Annotated in this window: 15 protein-coding genes; 5 read left to right on the forward strand and 10 right to left on the reverse strand. The window is 69.8% G+C overall.

Translation table 11 applies throughout. The features are described 5' to 3' along the window. Window positions 1–14: 14 nt before the first annotated feature. From BARAN1_RS01565 to BARAN1_RS01605, 9 genes are all read right to left on the reverse strand, one after another. Window positions 15–686 carry a 4Fe-4S dicluster domain-containing protein gene (locus BARAN1_RS01565; protein WP_122030585.1) on the reverse strand — a complete coding sequence of 224 codons (672 nt, stop codon included), beginning with the start codon at window positions 684–686 and terminating at the stop codon, window positions 15–17. Beyond that, on the reverse strand, window positions 679–1,506 hold the full coding sequence (locus tag BARAN1_RS01570) for a CoB--CoM heterodisulfide reductase iron-sulfur subunit B family protein (protein ID WP_122030586.1): 828 nt from the start codon (window positions 1,504–1,506) through the stop codon (window positions 679–681). The genes BARAN1_RS01565 and BARAN1_RS01570 overlap by 8 nt, the downstream gene beginning before the upstream one ends. Beyond that, the gene (locus BARAN1_RS01575; protein WP_122030587.1) at window positions 1,503–1,898 is read right to left on the reverse strand and encodes a 4Fe-4S dicluster domain-containing protein; all 396 of its coding nucleotides are present in this window, start codon (window positions 1,896–1,898) and stop codon (window positions 1,503–1,505) included. The genes BARAN1_RS01570 and BARAN1_RS01575 overlap by 4 nt, the downstream gene beginning before the upstream one ends. Continuing rightward, on the reverse strand, window positions 1,883–2,359 hold the full coding sequence (locus BARAN1_RS01580) for a hydrogenase maturation protease (RefSeq protein WP_157959374.1): 477 nt from the start codon (window positions 2,357–2,359) through the stop codon (window positions 1,883–1,885). The genes BARAN1_RS01575 and BARAN1_RS01580 overlap by 16 nt, the downstream gene beginning before the upstream one ends. Further along, entirely contained in the window at window positions 2,337–3,788 is a 1,452-nt protein-coding gene (locus BARAN1_RS01585) for a Ni/Fe hydrogenase subunit alpha (protein ID WP_122030589.1), read from the reverse strand. The genes BARAN1_RS01580 and BARAN1_RS01585 overlap by 23 nt, the downstream gene beginning before the upstream one ends. Next, window positions 3,785–4,735, reverse strand: a complete 951-nt coding sequence (locus BARAN1_RS01590; RefSeq protein ID WP_122030590.1) for an NADH-quinone oxidoreductase subunit B family protein — start codon at window positions 4,733–4,735, stop codon at window positions 3,785–3,787. The genes BARAN1_RS01585 and BARAN1_RS01590 overlap by 4 nt, the downstream gene beginning before the upstream one ends. Before the next feature lie 2 nt (window positions 4,736–4,737). Continuing rightward, complete coding sequence (locus BARAN1_RS01595; RefSeq protein ID WP_122030591.1) at window positions 4,738–5,202, reverse strand: hydrogenase iron-sulfur subunit; 465 nt, start codon at window positions 5,200–5,202, stop codon at window positions 4,738–4,740. Continuing rightward, on the reverse strand, window positions 5,195–7,102 hold the full coding sequence (locus BARAN1_RS01600; protein ID WP_231944295.1) for a CoB--CoM heterodisulfide reductase iron-sulfur subunit A family protein: 1,908 nt from the start codon (window positions 7,100–7,102) through the stop codon (window positions 5,195–5,197). The genes BARAN1_RS01595 and BARAN1_RS01600 overlap by 8 nt, the downstream gene beginning before the upstream one ends. A gap of 112 nt (window positions 7,103–7,214) precedes the next feature. Further along, complete coding sequence (locus BARAN1_RS01605; protein WP_122030593.1) at window positions 7,215–7,760, reverse strand: 2-oxoacid:acceptor oxidoreductase family protein; 546 nt, start codon at window positions 7,758–7,760, stop codon at window positions 7,215–7,217. A gap of 160 nt (window positions 7,761–7,920) precedes the next feature. Here BARAN1_RS01605 and BARAN1_RS01610 point away from each other — a divergent pair, with 160 nt between their 5' ends. Both BARAN1_RS01610 and BARAN1_RS01615 read left to right on the forward strand, forming a co-directional pair. Beyond that, window positions 7,921–8,211, forward strand: coding sequence for a GYD domain-containing protein (locus BARAN1_RS01610; RefSeq protein WP_122030594.1), 291 nt, complete (start codon window positions 7,921–7,923; stop codon window positions 8,209–8,211). Window positions 8,212–8,225: 14 nt separating this feature from the next. Continuing rightward, window positions 8,226–9,185, forward strand: coding sequence for a DUF922 domain-containing protein (locus BARAN1_RS01615; RefSeq protein WP_420196459.1), 960 nt, complete (start codon window positions 8,226–8,228; stop codon window positions 9,183–9,185). Here the strand turns inward: BARAN1_RS01615 and BARAN1_RS01620 are convergent. Next, entirely contained in the window at window positions 9,182–9,859 is a 678-nt protein-coding gene (locus tag BARAN1_RS01620) for an SH3 domain-containing protein (protein WP_157959375.1), read from the reverse strand. The two genes, BARAN1_RS01615 and BARAN1_RS01620, sit on opposite strands and share 4 nt — an antisense overlap. A gap of 184 nt (window positions 9,860–10,043) precedes the next feature. On the opposite strand from BARAN1_RS01620, the gene uvrA reads away from it, so the two are divergent. The 3 genes from uvrA to BARAN1_RS01635 are packed head-to-tail and all read left to right on the forward strand — an operon-like array spanning window position 10,044 to window position 15,750. Continuing rightward, window positions 10,044–12,869 (forward strand): excinuclease ABC subunit UvrA, encoded by a 2,826-nt coding sequence (uvrA, locus tag BARAN1_RS01625; RefSeq protein WP_231944277.1) that lies wholly within the window; start codon window positions 10,044–10,046, stop codon window positions 12,867–12,869. After that, window positions 12,866–13,921 carry a DNA recombination protein RmuC gene (locus BARAN1_RS01630; RefSeq protein WP_122030598.1) on the forward strand — a complete coding sequence of 352 codons (1,056 nt, stop codon included), beginning with the start codon at window positions 12,866–12,868 and terminating at the stop codon, window positions 13,919–13,921. Before uvrA ends, BARAN1_RS01630 begins: the two co-directional genes overlap by 4 nt. Then, window positions 13,918–15,750, forward strand: coding sequence for an aldehyde ferredoxin oxidoreductase family protein (locus tag BARAN1_RS01635; protein ID WP_122030599.1), 1,833 nt, complete (start codon window positions 13,918–13,920; stop codon window positions 15,748–15,750). The genes BARAN1_RS01630 and BARAN1_RS01635 overlap by 4 nt, the downstream gene beginning before the upstream one ends. Window positions 15,751–15,755: the final 5 nt, after the last annotated feature.

The raw sequence follows: 15,755 nt of genomic DNA on the forward strand, positions 1-15,755 counted from the left end.
GCCACGCCTCCTCCTTAACTCTCGATCTCGCGGGCCTTGTAGGCCGCGACGAGGGCGTCCCTGCCAAGCGACAGGAGGGCGTCGAGGTCGGACTTGAACACCCCGGCGGCGATCTCCTGGACACGTTTCTGGACGTGCAGCGCCCGTGGGGTGAGGTAGGCCCCGTTGAGCCTCCGGGCGAGCTGCCACACGTGGTGGTGGGAGATCTCGGCCGGGCAACGCATCGTGCACAACCCGCACGATACGCAGTCGAACGTGAACTCCGCCACCTGGGGGATGTCGCCGCGCAGGGCCGCCTGGACGGCGTCCATCACCTCCAGCTTCTGCGGGCAGGCCTTGGTGCACGTGTTGCAGGCCACACAGCGGGCGAGCTCGGGGAACAAGGCGAGGAGGGTCTCCCCGCGGGGCTGGAGGTCGGTCAGCTGGTACGGCGGCCGCTCGGCGGGGGTGAAGGGGAGCTGGGCGATGTACATCCCGTCCTGAACCGGGGTCTGACAGGCGAGGTCGGCGTAGAGCCGGTAGTCGCCCCGCAGCCGGTACACCGTGGCGCACGCTCCGCAGTAGCCGCCCCGGCACCCGCACCCGCGGCCGAGGCGGTACCCGGCGTACTCCATCGCCTTCATGATCGTGAGGCCTTCCGGGACACGGTACCCCTTGCCCATGATGAACACCGTCACTTCATTCATCTCGCACCCCCAGAGGGAACAGGTTCGCCGGTTCGTCCGCCCCGAACGCCCACCCCAGCACCTGCCCGAGGTAGAGGACGGGGAGGGTCGGTGCCGCCGCGGGCCGGCGCTCGGCGAGGTTGAACTGGCACAGGGGGCAGGTCGTGACCACGAGGTCCGCCCCGCCGCCCCGCGCCGAGCGGAGGATCCTCCCCACCCTCTCGGTAACGATATCGGATCGGCCGACCGTGAGGTAGGCCCCGCAGCACTCCATGCGTTCCGGGAAGGGGACGGGCTCTCCGCCGAGGGCCTCCACGACGCGCTCCATGACCTCCGGCCGGTCCGGGTCGTCCACCGCGAACTCCCGCGGCCGGAGGAGGACGCACCCGTAATACGTGGCGACCTTGAGCCCGTTCAGGCTTCGCTTGACCTGGGAGGCGAGCTTTTCGTACCCCACCTCGTCGCGGAGGAGGGGGAGGAGGTGGACGACCTCGATTCCGCCCCGGAAATCCTCCTCCGTATCCAGGAACGCGTTGATCCGCGCCAGTCGCTCTTCCTCGCGCACGAATTGGGATGAACGTTTGAGCGTTCCGTAGCACATCGCGCACAGGGTGAGCACCCGTTTCTCTCCCATCCCCTGGACGCGGATGAGGTTCCGCACCGGCCCCACGTGGCGCATGAGGTCGTCCTGGGCGAGGGAGTACACCGTGCCGCAGCAGTTCCAGCGCGGGATCTCCGCGACCTCGTACCCCAGCGCGGCCAGCGCGTGGAGCGTCCCCGCCTCGTCGGGGCGGGCCTGGTCCTTCATCGCACATCCCGGGAAATAGGCGAGCTTCTTCATGGCGTGAGTTTCCTGTACGCGCCGACGAGGGCGATCTGGGGATAGGGCCGGTCCGGCACCACCGGCGCTGGGGTGATCCCCTTCCGCAGGGAGAGGAGGCGCAGCGCCTCCATCGTCTTGGCGATGTCCACGCCCTTCGGGCACCGCACCGCACATGCCAGGCACGAAGCGCACACCCACGGGGCGGAGAGACGGAGGGCCGCCTCGTCCCCGAGCTGAACCAGGCGCAGGACCTGGTTCGGGAGCGCGTCCATGTGATCGGCGAACGGGCATCCCGCGGAGCACTTCCCGCACTGGTAGCAGGCGTAGGGGTTCTCCCCCGATAGTTCCTCCACCCGCCGCGAAAACGGCGCCTCCAACCGATCCCGCGATAGGTTCAGTTCGCTAGCCATCGCTCCACCTCCGCCACCGCCCGCGGCACGGCCTGGGCCACCTGAGGGGAGAGCCCCCGCTGGAACGGGACCTTCTCCTCGACGCCGATCGCGAGGGCCCACGTCTCAGGGACGGGAAGGCCCACCGCCCGCAACGCGGCCAGCCCCTGCGCAAGGCCCAGACCGTGGAGCCAGGACCCGTGGTCCATCGTCCGTCCTCCGTCGTCCACCGAGAGCGGGATCAGGGCCACCTCCCCCACGGGGAGGGCCGGGCAGGCATCCACGACGAGGGCCCGCTCGAACCCGACGAGGGACTGGGCGAGGGGGAGCCCCCCGCGGATCGCCTCCCACACCTCGACCCCCGGCTGAGGGGGGACCCTCTCGACCACGGCCGGCCCCACGCCGTCGTCGGCGCGGTCCGGGTTCCCCAGCGCCACGATCACCTGGCGGCGCACGGCGCTAGCGGGAGATCCGGCGTTCAAGGCGCCCCTCCGCGTTGTAGATTTCGATGGCCAACGGCATCTCCCCGGGCAGGAAATGGGTCGCACAGGCGAGGCACGGATCGTAGGCGCGGAACGCCATCTCGATCCGGTTGAGGAGGACCTCGTCGAGGTCCTTCTTGCGCACCACGCCCTCCGCCATCCCCTTCACGGAGAGGCCGATCCCCGCTGCGTTGTGCGTTGTGGCCACGATGAGGTTCACCTCCGCGATCAGCCCCTGCTCGTCGAGGGCGTAGCGGTGGAACAGGGTCCCCCGCGCGGCCTCGACCACGCCCACCCCTGCCCCGGGTTCCCCGAGCTTCCCCCGGATCTCCGTTTCCGTGAGGCCCTTCTCCTCAGCGAGGGCAGCCGCGGCCTCCGCCGCCTGGACCATCTCCACAAGCCGCGCCCAGTGGTAGGCGAACGTGGCGTGGACCGGCTTCGCCCCGAAGAAATCGAGGAACCGCTCGTACTCCTCCTGGGCAAGGGGGGTCGCCATCCGCTCCGCGACGTTGAGGCGAGCGAGCGGCCCCACCCGGTAGATACCGGATCCCGCGCCGGCCTCAAACCCCGTCCACCCGGGCTCCTTCAGGTACGGGAACTTCACATACGTCCAGGGCTCGCTGCGCTCGGCGATCCTGTCCAGGGCCGCTGCCCCGTCGAGCCGGAACAGCTCCGTCCCGTCGGGGGACACGGCCCGCAGCTGGCCCCGACAGAAGCTCGGCGCAAGGTTGGGATCCACGAGGCCCAGGTAGTGGGTCGGGAGGTGGGCCTGGGGGAGGGCGAGGAGGGATTGGTAGCCCGGATCGGGGAGGACCTCCTCGTGGAAGAAGGTCACGAACGTCCGAGCGAGGGCGACCATCGCCGCGGTGTGGGAGCGGATCTCGTTCCGCTCATCGCCGGTGAGGGGGCGGGCCACGCCCCCGGGGAGGGCGAACACGGGGTGGATTGCGCGCCCACCGATGATCTCCAGGATCCTCTGGGCCCGCGCCCGCACCGTGACCACCTCCCGCCCAAGCTCGGGGAACGCCTCGAGCACGCCGAGCACGTTCCGGTTCGCCTTCGGGGTGTCCGCCGGAAGCAGCAGGTCCGGCCCGCCGAGGAACACGAGGTGGAGGAGGTGGTCGGCGAAGATGTACGTGTTGTAGAAGAGCTCCCGTTGGATCCACGCCGGCGCGGGGACCGCGGCGTTGTAGGCAGCATCGAGGGCCCGGGCGGAGGCGAGGTGGTGGGCCTCCGGGCACACCCCGCAGATCCGCTCCGTGATCTGGGGCATCTCCTCTCCCGGGCGGCCGCAGCAGAACGCCTCGAACCCCCGCAGCTCGGGGACCTGGAGCACGGCGCCCTTGAGGCCACCCGCCTCGTCGAGGTAGAGGAGGATCTTCCCGTGTCCCTCGAGGCGTGTGATGGGATCGATCGTGAGCTTCTTCAACCGCTCCTCCTCTTCGTTGTCGCGACGTAGGAAGGGAGAGAGTACTTGTAGAGCGTCCCCAATGGGTCAACGAGGGAGTCGAGGACCGCGTCCTCGGCGGCGAACGACGCCTCGCCCTCGTCCCCTGCCCGCACGAGCGAGGCGAGGGTGGAGATCATCGCCAGCCCGGGGTCGCCGGCGCGGGGGGTCGGACCGAGGCACCCCGTGCACGGCATCCCCGCCTTCGGGCACGCTGCCCCGCATCCCCCGCGGGTCACCGGCCCCAGGCAGATCATCCCCTGGTCGAGGAGGCAGGCCTCCGGATCCGGGACGAGCTCGTGGGGGCGGACGATCTTGGCAAGCACCCGGTCCTCCCAGGTGCGGGGGCACTCCTCACAAAGGGCCTTGTCGTGGGCGAACACGTGGCCCGCCGGGGGGGGCTCGCCGGAGAGGAGGGCATCGAACAGGAGCCCGATCAGCGCGGGGGGCGGAGGGCATCCGGGGACGACGTAGTCCACCGTGACCTCGGCAGAGAGGGGCTGCGCCTGCGGGAGGAGCTTGGGGGGGGCATCCTCCGCCTCTCCTCCCGGCGGGGGGGCGATCGCAAAACCGTCCCCGTAGACCCGGCGCAGGGTCTCCTCGCGGGAGACGAGGTTGGCGAGCCCCGGCACCCCCCCGAGATGGGCGCACGCCCCGAACGCGACCACGAGCTGTGATTTCTCGCGGAGGAGGTGGACCATCTCCACGTTCTCCTCCGTGCGCAGGGTGCCGTTGATGAGGGTCGCGGCGAGGGAACGGGGGGCGAACGCCTCCACGTCGGCGCGCTTCGCGTCCACGAGGGCGGGCCAGAACGCGATCTCCACCTTGGCGAGTACGTCGAGGAGGGGGGCGCCGAGTTCGAGGAACGACACATCGCACCCCCCGCATCCCCCTGTCCAGTACACGGCGATCTTCGGCTTGCCGACCATCGTCAACCCTTCCTCCGGGACGGGACCGGGGGTGCGGCGGATGGAGCCGCTTCCACGGAGTCCGTCCGTGGCCCCAGCGCCCGCAGTTCCTCCACGAACTCGCGCATCAGCCGGGCGAACTTCGCCCCCTCGGTGGCCGATACCCATTCCAGCCGCACCCGCTCCGGCTCGATCCCCAGCTCGGACAGCATCCGCTTCAGGAGGTGAACCCGGCGGCGGGCCTTGTAGTTCCCGGATACGTAGTGGCAATCCCCGGGGTGGCAGCCTCCGATGAAGACCCCGTCGGCTCCCGACCGAAACGCCTCCATCACCCACTGCGGCTCGACCCGCCCCGAGCAGTTGACCCGGATCGCCACCGCGTTCGGGGGGTAGCGGAGGCGGCTCGTGCCCGCGAGGTCGGCACCTGCTCCGGCACACCACCGGCACAGGAAGGCCACGATCCGCGGCTCGAACTGGGCCTCAGCCACCGGCCACCTCCACCGCCTCGGCCAGGGCCGCTCGGATCATCCTCTCCACCTGGAGATCGGTGTGGTTCCGCATCGTCATCGCCCCGGACGGGCAGGCGGCGACGCACGTGCCGCACCCCTCGCAGAGGAGCTCGTTCACGTGGGCCACGTCGCCGGGGGTGATCGCCCCGTACGGGCACTGGGGGACGCAGATGGAGCACCCCGAGCAGAGGTCCTCGTTCACCTCCGCCACCTCCGGGGAGTGGGTGAGGACGGGTGCGGACAGGATGGCGATCGCCTTCGCCGCCGCCCCCGAGCCCTGGGCCACCGCCTCCGGGATGTCCTTCGGGCCGTGGGCCGCGCCGGCGAGGAAGATCCCCGCGGTGAGGGCCTCGAGCGGCCGGAGCTTGGGGTGGGCCTCCTTGAGGAACCCCTCCCCCCCGCAGGCGATGCGGAGCTTGCGCGCGAGCTCCCCCGTTCCCGCGGACGGGACCATCGCCTGGGCGAGCACGACGAGGTCAGCGGCCACCTCGACCCTCTTCCCGGTGAGGGTATCCACCCCCCACACCACGACCTTATCCCCGTCCCGGAACACCTTGGCCACCTTGCCCCGCAGGTAGAGGATCCGCTCGTCCTCCATTGCCCGGACCACGAACTCCTCGTAGTCCTTTCCCCCGGCGCGGATGTCGATGTAGAACACGTACGCCTTCCCATCGTGCACGTTGTGGCGGTACAGGAGGGCGTGTTTGGCGGTGTACATGCAGCAGATCTTCGAGCAGTACGACTTGTGGAGCTCGGGATCGCGGGACCCGGAGCACTGGACGAACACGACCTCCATGGGGACCTTCCCATCGGACGGGCGGCGCACCTCGCCCTTCGTCGGCCCGCCCGCGGACAGAATCCGCTCGAACTCCAGCCCATCGATCACGTCAGGCACAGTGCCGTAGCCGTACTCGGCCATCCTCTCCTTTTCGTAGAGGTCGTAGCCGGTGGCGACGACGATCGCCCCCACGTCCTCCTCGATCCTCTCCTCCGGCATGTCGTAGTCGATCGCCCCCGCGGTGCACACCTTGGCGCACTCGCTGCAGCGGAGGGGGTTCAGCCCGAGGCAGCTTCCTTCGTCGAGGGTGTAGGAGGAGGGGACGGCCTGGGGGAACGGGACGTAGATCGCCGCCCGCTCCGAGAGCCCCCGGTCGAACTCGCTGGGGACGCGGATCGGGCAGGCCTTGGCGCAGTCCCCACACAGGTTGCACTTGTCGGGGTCCACGTAGGTCGGCCTCTTGCGGATCACGACGTGGTAGTTCCCGAGGTACCCCGTGACCTCCGCCACTTCGGAGTAGGTGAGGAGGCGGATCCGCGGGTGGCGGGAGGCCTCGACCATCTTCGGGGTGAGGATGCACTGCGAGCAGTCGAGGGTGGGGAACGTCTCCGAGAGCTGCGCCATCCGCCCCCCGATCGAGGGGGTGCGCTCGACGAGGAGGACCTCGAACCCAGCGTCGGCGATATCGAGCGCGGCCTGGATCCCGCTGATCCCGCCGCCGATGACGAGGCACTTGGCGGCATGGCCGACCTCGATCGGGGACAGGGGGTGGTTCCCCTTCACCTTCTCCACCATCGCCCGCGCGATGCGGATCGCCTTGTCCGTGGTCTCCGGTCCCTCGTGGACCCACGAGCACCCCTCGCGGATGTTCGCGATTTCGAGGAGGTATGGGTTGAGCCCCGCCTCCTCCGCCGCGCGGCGGAACGTGGTTTCGTGCATCGAGGGCGAGCAGGCGGCGACCACAACGCCGGTGAGGCGGTGGTCCCCGATCGCCTTCTTGATCATGTCCTGGCCGGGGTCGGAGCACATGTACTCATGGCGGGCGGCGTAGACGACGCCGGGGTAGTGGGCGATCGCCTCCACAACCCGTTCCACGTCCACCGTCGCCGCGATGTTCTTCCCGCAGTGGCAGACGAAGACCCCGATCCGCGGTCCGCTGCCCCCTGACCGGTGGCCGGCCTCGGGGCCGGGATTGCGGTTCGCGGGTGACGGCTCACGGCTCACGGTAGTGCTCCTTCACGTACGCGTACCCGGCCTCGAACGCCTTCTCGTTGAGGCCGCGGGTGTGGGGGGGGACGGCGGCAAGGACCGCCTTGAGAAGGGCATCCTTCGATACCGTCGGCACGGCAGCGGCGAGGGCGCCCAGGATGACCACGTTCGCCACGATCTTCCTCCCCAACCCTTCCGCGATCCGCGTGGCGGGGACGAGGAGGAGCCGCACGTCTGGGCGCGGCTCGTGCTCGACGAGGTCTTCGTCGAGGATGAGCGTGCCCCCGGGTCGGAGGTCGTGGCTGTACGTAGCATAGGCCTCCTGGGACATGATCACCGCCACGTCGGGGGTGCTGACCACCGGGTAATCCACTGCCGTGTCGGCCACCACGACCTCGGCGGCGCACGCCCCGCCACGGGCCTCCGGGCCGTAGGACTGGGTGAGGACGGCGTGTTTGCCATCGAAGAGGACCGCTCCCTGTCCCGCGATGCGGCCGGCGGAGATGATGCCCTGCCCGCCGAACCCGGCGAACCGGATTTCCTGACGCATGGTTTGTCCAAGGGTACCCCGCACGCACGGTCCTCACCATGACGGAGATCAGTCCGCAGGATGATCGTGGGCATCCGTTGGGGCGAGAGGGCCGTACCCCGCCCGTTGCCCTTGTGGGGAATGGTGGGGTAGGATCGGTCCACCACCGAAGGAGGGGCATGTGCAGACCTACGTGCTTCTGAGCCGACTCACCGACGAAGGGGCGAAGACGATCACGGAGAAGCCGGAGCGGATCCTCGAGGTCAACCGGGAGATCGAAGCCCTCGGGGCGAAGGTCATCCACCAGTACGCCGCGCTCGGGCGGTACGACTTCGTGACGATCATCGAGGCCACGGGGGCGATGGCCGTCGCCCGTGTGGCGGTGGCAATGGGGGCGCGCGGTACGGTGAAGATCGAAACGCTGAGCGCCCTTCCCATCGACGATTTCGTCGCCAGGATTCAGCAGAAGTAGGATCCGTGGTGACGATGAAGCGTGGCCTGGGGCTCGTCCTGTGCGCCGTGTGGGCGGTGGCGGGAACGGGTGGGGCATCCCTCAGCTGGTTGTGGGAGGTGGAGGCGGCCTGCCCGTGCTCCGCGACCGGGGGGACGGTCGTACAGTTTCAGGTCCCGGAGGGGTCCCCGACCACGGTCTCCCTCTCCGTGTCCGCCACCCCACCGCGGATGGTCTCCCTCGCGCCCCTTGCCCTCCTGGGCGGGGGGGCACCCGCCTCGTCCGGTTGGGGCACGGCGACCACGGTCTACACGTTCACTCCGCCCCCCGGGAGCGCGGGGCGTGAGGTGGAGATCGTGTACCGGGCCGCGGCGGATGGGGTGGCGCCCGTGGACCTGCGGATCACGGTCAGAATCGGTCCGCCGAACCCATCCTGTACCCTTCCGCCACCTTCCCCGGCCACATCCCCTCCTACCGCCCGGCTGTACTGGGAGGCGGGCCGACCGATCACGTGGGCCGACTTCTGGGGGGAGCCTCCTCCCGACCGTGATCCGCAGGCGGCGGCGGGGATTGCCCTCGCCCTCGAGTACAGCCTCACCCTGGCCACGGGACGGGAAGGGGCGGTCTGGCAGGCCCGCATCGCGAGCTCGACCGTCACGGCCGCGATGGAACGGGACCGGTCGTGGGCCCTTTCGGGCCGGCGGACCGCGGCTGGGCTCAGCCACGAGCAGAGGCACTTCGACCTCGCCGAGGCCTACCGCCGCCTCCTCGCCGCGCAGCTCCCGGGGATCGTGGGGACCGGCACCACCGAGGCCGATGCCCACCGGGACCTGCTTTCCCAGGCCGCGGCCGCGTTCCGGGATGTGAACGACCGCCACGCTTCGCTCCAGGCCCAGTACGACCGCGAGACGGACCACGGCCGCGACGACCTGCGGCAGGGGGAGTGGGAGCGGAGGATCGCGGCGTGGCTCCTTGCCCCCTCCTCCCTCCCCTAGCCCCCGGCGGCCTTGGTCAGGTTGTCCTCGATGCACCACCCGGTGTAGCCCGCGTCGAACTCCACCCGCCACCACACCCACTCCCCCGCCCTCTCCGGGCCGCCGATGACCTTCCCCTCCACCCCGGCGGGGGCCGAATCGCGGTAGTTGACGTGGGTCACTGGGGCGTTCTCCGTCCCCGGTCCCGTCCGGACGCGGACCGCGCTCGTGACCCGCACCCGGTCTCCCACCTTGAACTTCGTGGAGGCCACCGCCGGGAGGCCGACGATGAGCGGGCTCGGCTCCGCTGGGGCCTGGGTATAGGTCGTGTTCGCGTCCTTGCCCACGATGAACTGGATCGTGTACGTCCCCGGCGAGGTCACGATGAACTCCCACACCGCGGTGCCCTGCTTCCCCGCCGCCACGGTCACGTCCTTGGCGGGCAGGGTCACCGGCACGTTCGCGCTGTCCTTCACGAGTGCGCGGACGAAGAAGGTCCCCGTTCGGTTCCCCGTGTTGGTGAACGTGACGCTCAACGGGACGGTCTTCCCTGCCTCGACCTGTACTGGATTGCTCGGGCTGTAGGCGTCGATCTTCGCCGTCACCCGCCCGCACCCGGCCAGGGCGGCGACGAGGAGCCCACACGCCGCCACCGGCACCAGAACCTTGACCCATCTCTTCGTATGCTGACCCACGGTACCCTCCAGCGCAGCGAACTGTGATCTGCATTACACGGTAGCCGGTGGTTCCCTTCGGCCAAGGTCAGAGGTGACGTGAGGAAGTTCCCCGTGTCTCCCCCCCGAGCGCATGGCGGCCCGCCCGGGGCGCGGCTACCATCGTGGGTACGGCCGGCGAAGGCTCGGGAAGCGTTTCCTCACTATGGACAAGCTCATCATCCGCGGCGCTCGGGAGCACAACCTGAAGGGGATCGACGTCGAGATCCCCCGGGATCGCCTCGTCGTCATCACGGGGATCTCCGGGTCGGGGAAGTCCTCGCTCGCATTCGACACGATCTACGCTGAAGGGCAGCGCCGCTACGTGGAGTCGCTCTCCGCCTACGCCCGCCAGTTCCTCGGACTGATGCAGAAGCCGGACGTGGACTTCATCGAGGGGCTGTCGCCCGCGATCGCGATTGACCAGAAGTCCCGCTCCCACAACCCCCGCTCCACCGTGGGCACGGTGACGGAGATCCACGACTACCTGCGGCTCCTGTTCGCCCGGATCGGCCACCCCCACTGCCCGCAGTGCGGGCAGCCGATCGAACGCCAGACGGCGCAGCAGATCACGGACCAGGTGATGGCCCTTCCTGAGGGGACCGCGGTTCAGATCATGGCCCCCGTGATCCAGGGCCGCAAAGGGGAGTACAAGAACCTGTTCGACGACCTGAAACGGGAGGGGTTCGTGCGGGTGCGGGTGGACGGGGCCCTGCGCACCCTCTACGAGCAAATCGAACTCGACCGCAACAAGCGCCACAACGTGGAGATCGTCCTCGACCGGATCAAGGTCACGGACAAGAAGCGTAGCCGGATCGGGGATTCGATCGAGACCGCCCTCCGCTACGGGCAGGGGCTAGCGATCGTGGAGGTGGTTGGGCAGGGGGAGCGCCTGTACTCGGAACACTTCGCGTGCACGACGTGCGGGGTGAGCCTGCCGGAGATCGAGCCCCGGCTGTTCTCGTTCAACTCGCCGTTCGGGGCCTGCCCGACCTGCGACGGCCTCGGGGTGCGGATGGTGGTGGACCCCGACCTCGTCATCGATCCCCGCCGCTCGCTCCGCGAGGGAGGGCTCCTCCCCTGGGCGAGCACCAAGTCCCGCTGGATCGCGGCGCTCCTCGATGGGGTGTGCCGCGCCTACGCGATCGACCCCAACCGACCCCTGGGGCAGCTCCCCCCGGCGAAGCTCCACGTCCTCCTCTATGGGACTGACGGGGAGCCGGTGGAGTTCACCTACACCACGACCTACGGCCGGACCCGCGTCTACCAGCGGCCGTTCGAGGGGCTGATCCCAACTCTGGAGCGTAACTACCGGGAGGCGACGTCCGAGGAAGCGCGGGAGGGCATCGAACAGTACTTGTCCGCCCTCCCGTGCGAGGTGTGCCGCGGGGCGCGGCTGCGGCCGGAGGCGCTCGCGGTGACGGTGGGGGGGAAGAGCCTGTGGGACGTGACCCGCCTCCCGGTGCGCGAAGCGCTCGCGTTCTTCACCTCGCTTGAGCTGACCGAGCGGGAGCAGCTGATCGCCCACCAGATCCTGAAGGAGGTCCGATCTCGCCTCCAGTTCATGGTGGACGTGGGGTTGGACTACCTCACCCTGGACCGGTCGGCGGGGACCCTCGCCGGGGGGGAGGCGCAGCGGATCCGGCTCGCCACCCAGATCGGCTCCCAGCTCACCGGCGTCCTGTACGTGCTCGATGAGCCCTCGGTGGGGCTCCACGCCCGGGATAACCGGAAGCTCCTCTCCACCCTGAAGCGGCTGCGGGACCTGGGGAACACGGTCCTCGTTGTCGAACACGATGAGGAGACGATGCGCGAGGCGGACTACCTCGTCGACCTCGGCCCGGGGGCGGGCATCCACGGCGGGTACGTCGTCGCCACCGGGACCCCGGACGAGGTCGCGGCCGAGCCCCGTTCCCTCACCGGCCAGTACCTGGCGGGGACGCGGCGGATCCCGATTCCGTCCGCGCGGAGGAGGGCGGATGGTCGGTGGCTCGTCGTGCGGGGGGCACGGGAGCACAACCTGAAGGGGATCGACGTCCGCTTCCCCGTGGGGCTGTTCACGTGCATCACCGGCGTCTCCGGGTCGGGGAAGTCCACCCTCGCTGAGGAGATCCTGTACCGAGGCCTCGCCTGGCGGTTGGGGTATATGGTGGGGAAACCGGGGCTTCATGACGGAATCGAGGGGGCCCAGTACTTCGACAAGGCGATCGAGATCGATCAGTCACCGATCGGGCGCACCCCGCGCTCGAACCCGGCCACGTACACCAAGGCGTTCGACCCGATCCGGGAAATGTTCGCTGCCACCCCCGAGGCGCGGATGAGGGGGTATGAGCCGGGACGGTTCTCGTTCAACGTGCGGGGAGGACGGTGCGAGGCCTGTCAGGGCCAGGGGAAGGTGAAGATCGAGATGCACTTCCTCCCCGATGTGTACGTGCCGTGCGAGGTGTGCCACGGCACGCGCTACAACACGGAGACCCTCGCCGTGCGCTACAAGGGGCGGACGATCGCGGAGGTCCTGGAGATGACGGTCGAGGAGGCCCTCGGGTTCTTCTCCCCCATCCCCCCGATCCGGGAGAAGCTCCAGACCCTGTACGATGTCGGCCTCGGCTACATCAAGCTCGGCCAGCCGGCGACCGAGCTCTCGGGGGGGGAGGCGCAGCGGGTGAAGCTCGCCCGGGAGCTGGCCCGCCGGGCCACGGGGCGCACCCTGTACGTCCTCGACGAGCCGACGACCGGCCTCCACCCCGAGGACGTGCGGAAGCTCCTCTCCGTCCTCCACCGGCTGGTGGATGTGGGGAACACGGTGGTCGTGATCGAGCACAACCTCGATGTGGTGAAGACTGCGGACTGGATCATTGACCTCGGCCCGGAGGGAGGGGAGGAAGGGGGCCGCGTGATCGCGGAGGGGCCGCCGGAAGCGGTGGTGGGGGTCCCCGCCTCGTACACAGGCCAGTTCCTGCGCGGGAGCCTCGCGCTTTCGGAGGTGGCATGACCGGGGTCTGGGTTGCGGTCGGGTTCCTTGCGGTGATGGTGCTGGCGTTGGCCGTGATCCTCATCCGACGGCGGCCGGGTTCGGACCTCGCCCGCGAGCTTCCCACCCTCCGGGAGTCCACGCGGCTCCTCTCCGATCAGGTGAGCCAGCTCGCGCAGCTCGTGACGACCCAGCTGGGGACGCTCTCCTCCCAGGTCTCCGATCAGCTCGCGAGCACGGCCCAGCTCCTCCAGAGGCAGGAAGGGACCCTTGGCGAGCGGTTGACCGCGGTCCAGGGGGTGGTGGCCGACGTGCGGGAGAGGCTGGGAGGCCTCACCGAGACCGGCCGCCGCCTCACCGAGCTCGCCCAGGACCTCGCCTCCCTCCAGGAGATCCTCCGCGCCCCCAAGGCGCGGGGCGCGATCGGGGAGTGGCTCCTCGGCGATCTCCTCGCGGAGGTGCTCCCCCACGATCGGTACCGGGAACAGTACCGGTTCAGCACCGGGGAGGTGGTGGACGCCGCCATCTTCCTCGAGGGGACGATCGTCCCGGTGGACGCGAAGTTCCCCCTCTCCGGGTTCGAGCGCCTCCTCTCTGCGGCCACGGATGAGGAACGAAAGAAGCACAAGCGGGCCCTCGTGCGCGATGCTCAGAGGCACGCCGACGGGATCGCCGAGAAGTACATCCGGCCCGAGGAGGGGACGGCCGACTTCGCCCTCATGTACGTCCCCGCGGAGGGGGTGTACCACGAGCTCCTCATCCCGGAGGGGGATCTCGACTTCCTCGCTTGGGCGATGGGGAAGCGGGTCGTCCCCTGTTCCCCGAACTCGTTCTATTCCTACCTCCGATCCGTGGCGATGGGGTTGCGGGGGATGGCCCTGGCGCGCAACGTGCAAGAGGTGTTCGGCGAGCTGCGGGCGGTGGAGGGGTTGATGGAGAAGATGGAGGGAGAGATGCAGACCCTCGGCACCCACCTCCGCAACGCGCGGGGGAAACACGAGGAGATCGAGAAACTGGTCGGCGACATCCAACAACGGCTGACCAAGCTTGCTCGGCAGGAGGGTGAGGGATGAACGGCGTGTACGGGCGGTACCTGGATGTGGATCTCACGCAGGAGGCGCTCCGGGAACGGGAGATCCCACCCCGGTGGTACGAGCTCCACCTCGGCGGGAGGGGGATCGCGGCGCGGCTCCTCCTCGATCTCGTTCCCCCCGGGACGGACGCGCTGGCCCCGGAGAACGCCGTCATCTGGGCGACCGGTCCATTCCAGGGGACGGGGCTCGCTGGCGCGGGCCGGCACGTCGTGATGGCCGTATCCCCCAAGACGGGGTCCATCGCCGATTCCTATGTCGGCGGCTACGTCGGCCACGAGCTCGGGCGGTCCGGCTATGACGGGATCATCGTCCGCGGCCAGGCCAGGGAGCCGGTGTACCTCCTCCTCGCCGCGGGACGGGCCGAGCTCCGCGCTGCGGCCGACCTGTGGGGGAGGATGACCGGTGACGTGGACGCGATCCTCAAGGGAAGGCACCCTGGTGTGCACGTGGCCGCGATCGGCCCCGCCGGGGAAAAGCTCGCCACCCAGGCGTGCATCATCCATGACGCGAACCGGGCCGCGGGCCGGCCGGGGTTGGGGGCGGTGCTCGGATCCAAACGCCTCAAGGCGATCGCGGTCCAGGGACACCTGGAGAAACCGCTGGCAGACCCGGCCGGGTTCGCCCGGGCGCAGGCCGCGTTCGCCCACGACCTCATGGACGAGGGGACGCAGCGGTTCGGGGAGCTCGGCACAGCCCGCGGGCTGGCGTGGCTCTCCGCGATGGGGATCCTCCCCACGAGGAACTTTCAGGAGGGCACGTTCGATCGCGCGGCCGAGATCGGGGGGGAGAGGATGGCGGAGACGATCCTCATCGGCCGCGAGACCTGCGCCGGGTGCCCGGTGCGCTGTAAGCGCGTGGTGAAGACCACGTTTGGGGGGAGGGAGGTCCAGCCCGGGTACGGGGGGCCGGAGTACGAAACCCTCGCTGCGCTGGGGTCCCTCTGCCTGTGCGCCGACCTCGCGGCGATCGCGCTTTCAAATCAACTCTGCAACGCGTATGGCATGGACACGATCTCGGTCGGGGTCGCCATCGCCACCCTCATGGAGGCCTCCGAGAAGGGGCTCATCGCGGAACGCATCCCGTGGGGCGATGGGGGGGCGATCGTGGCCTGGGTGGAGAGGATCGGGCGCCGGGAGGGGCTAGGGGACGCGATCGCCGCCGGACTCGACCGCTGGGCCCGTGAGGTCGGGGCCGGGTTCGCGGCCCTGGTGAAGGGGGTTGAGGTGCCGATGCACGAGCCGCGGGGCAAGGTCGGCCTCGGGCTCTCCTACGCCCTGAGCCCGCGCGGGGCGACCCACATGGAGGGGATGCACGATACGATGCTCGAGACCGACTCCCCCACCCCGGAGCTGGGGATCACGGAGCGGATGGATCGGTTCGCCCTCCGCGGGAAGGCGCGGGTCGTGGCCACGTACGAGGACCTGCGGTCGTTCGTGAACTCGCTTGTCCTGTGCTCGTTCGTGACGCAGGACGCCGGCCCCCGCTACAACTACCCCCTCATCCGGGAGCTCCTCAGGCACGCCACCGGGATCGAGCTCGGCCCGGAGGAGATGCTCACCGTGGGGGAGCGCAACTTCGCCCTCCTGCGCCTCTACGCGGGCCGGGCCGGGCACGGGCCGGAGGAGGACCGGCTCCCTCCGCGGTTCCACGAGCCCCTCCCCCGGGGCGCCTCCGCGGGGCGGCCGATGGACCCGGCGACGTTCCGGGCTGAGGTCGCGGCGTACTATCGCCGGCGGGGGTGGACGAAGGACGGCCTGTCCGCGGCGAAGCTGAGGTCGCTGGGGCTGGAGGACCTCGCCGGGACGTGACACGG

The organism is Candidatus Bipolaricaulis anaerobius (assembly GCF_900465355.1).
Classification (GTDB): Bacteria; Bipolaricaulota; Bipolaricaulia; order Bipolaricaulales; family Bipolaricaulaceae; genus Bipolaricaulis; species Bipolaricaulis anaerobius.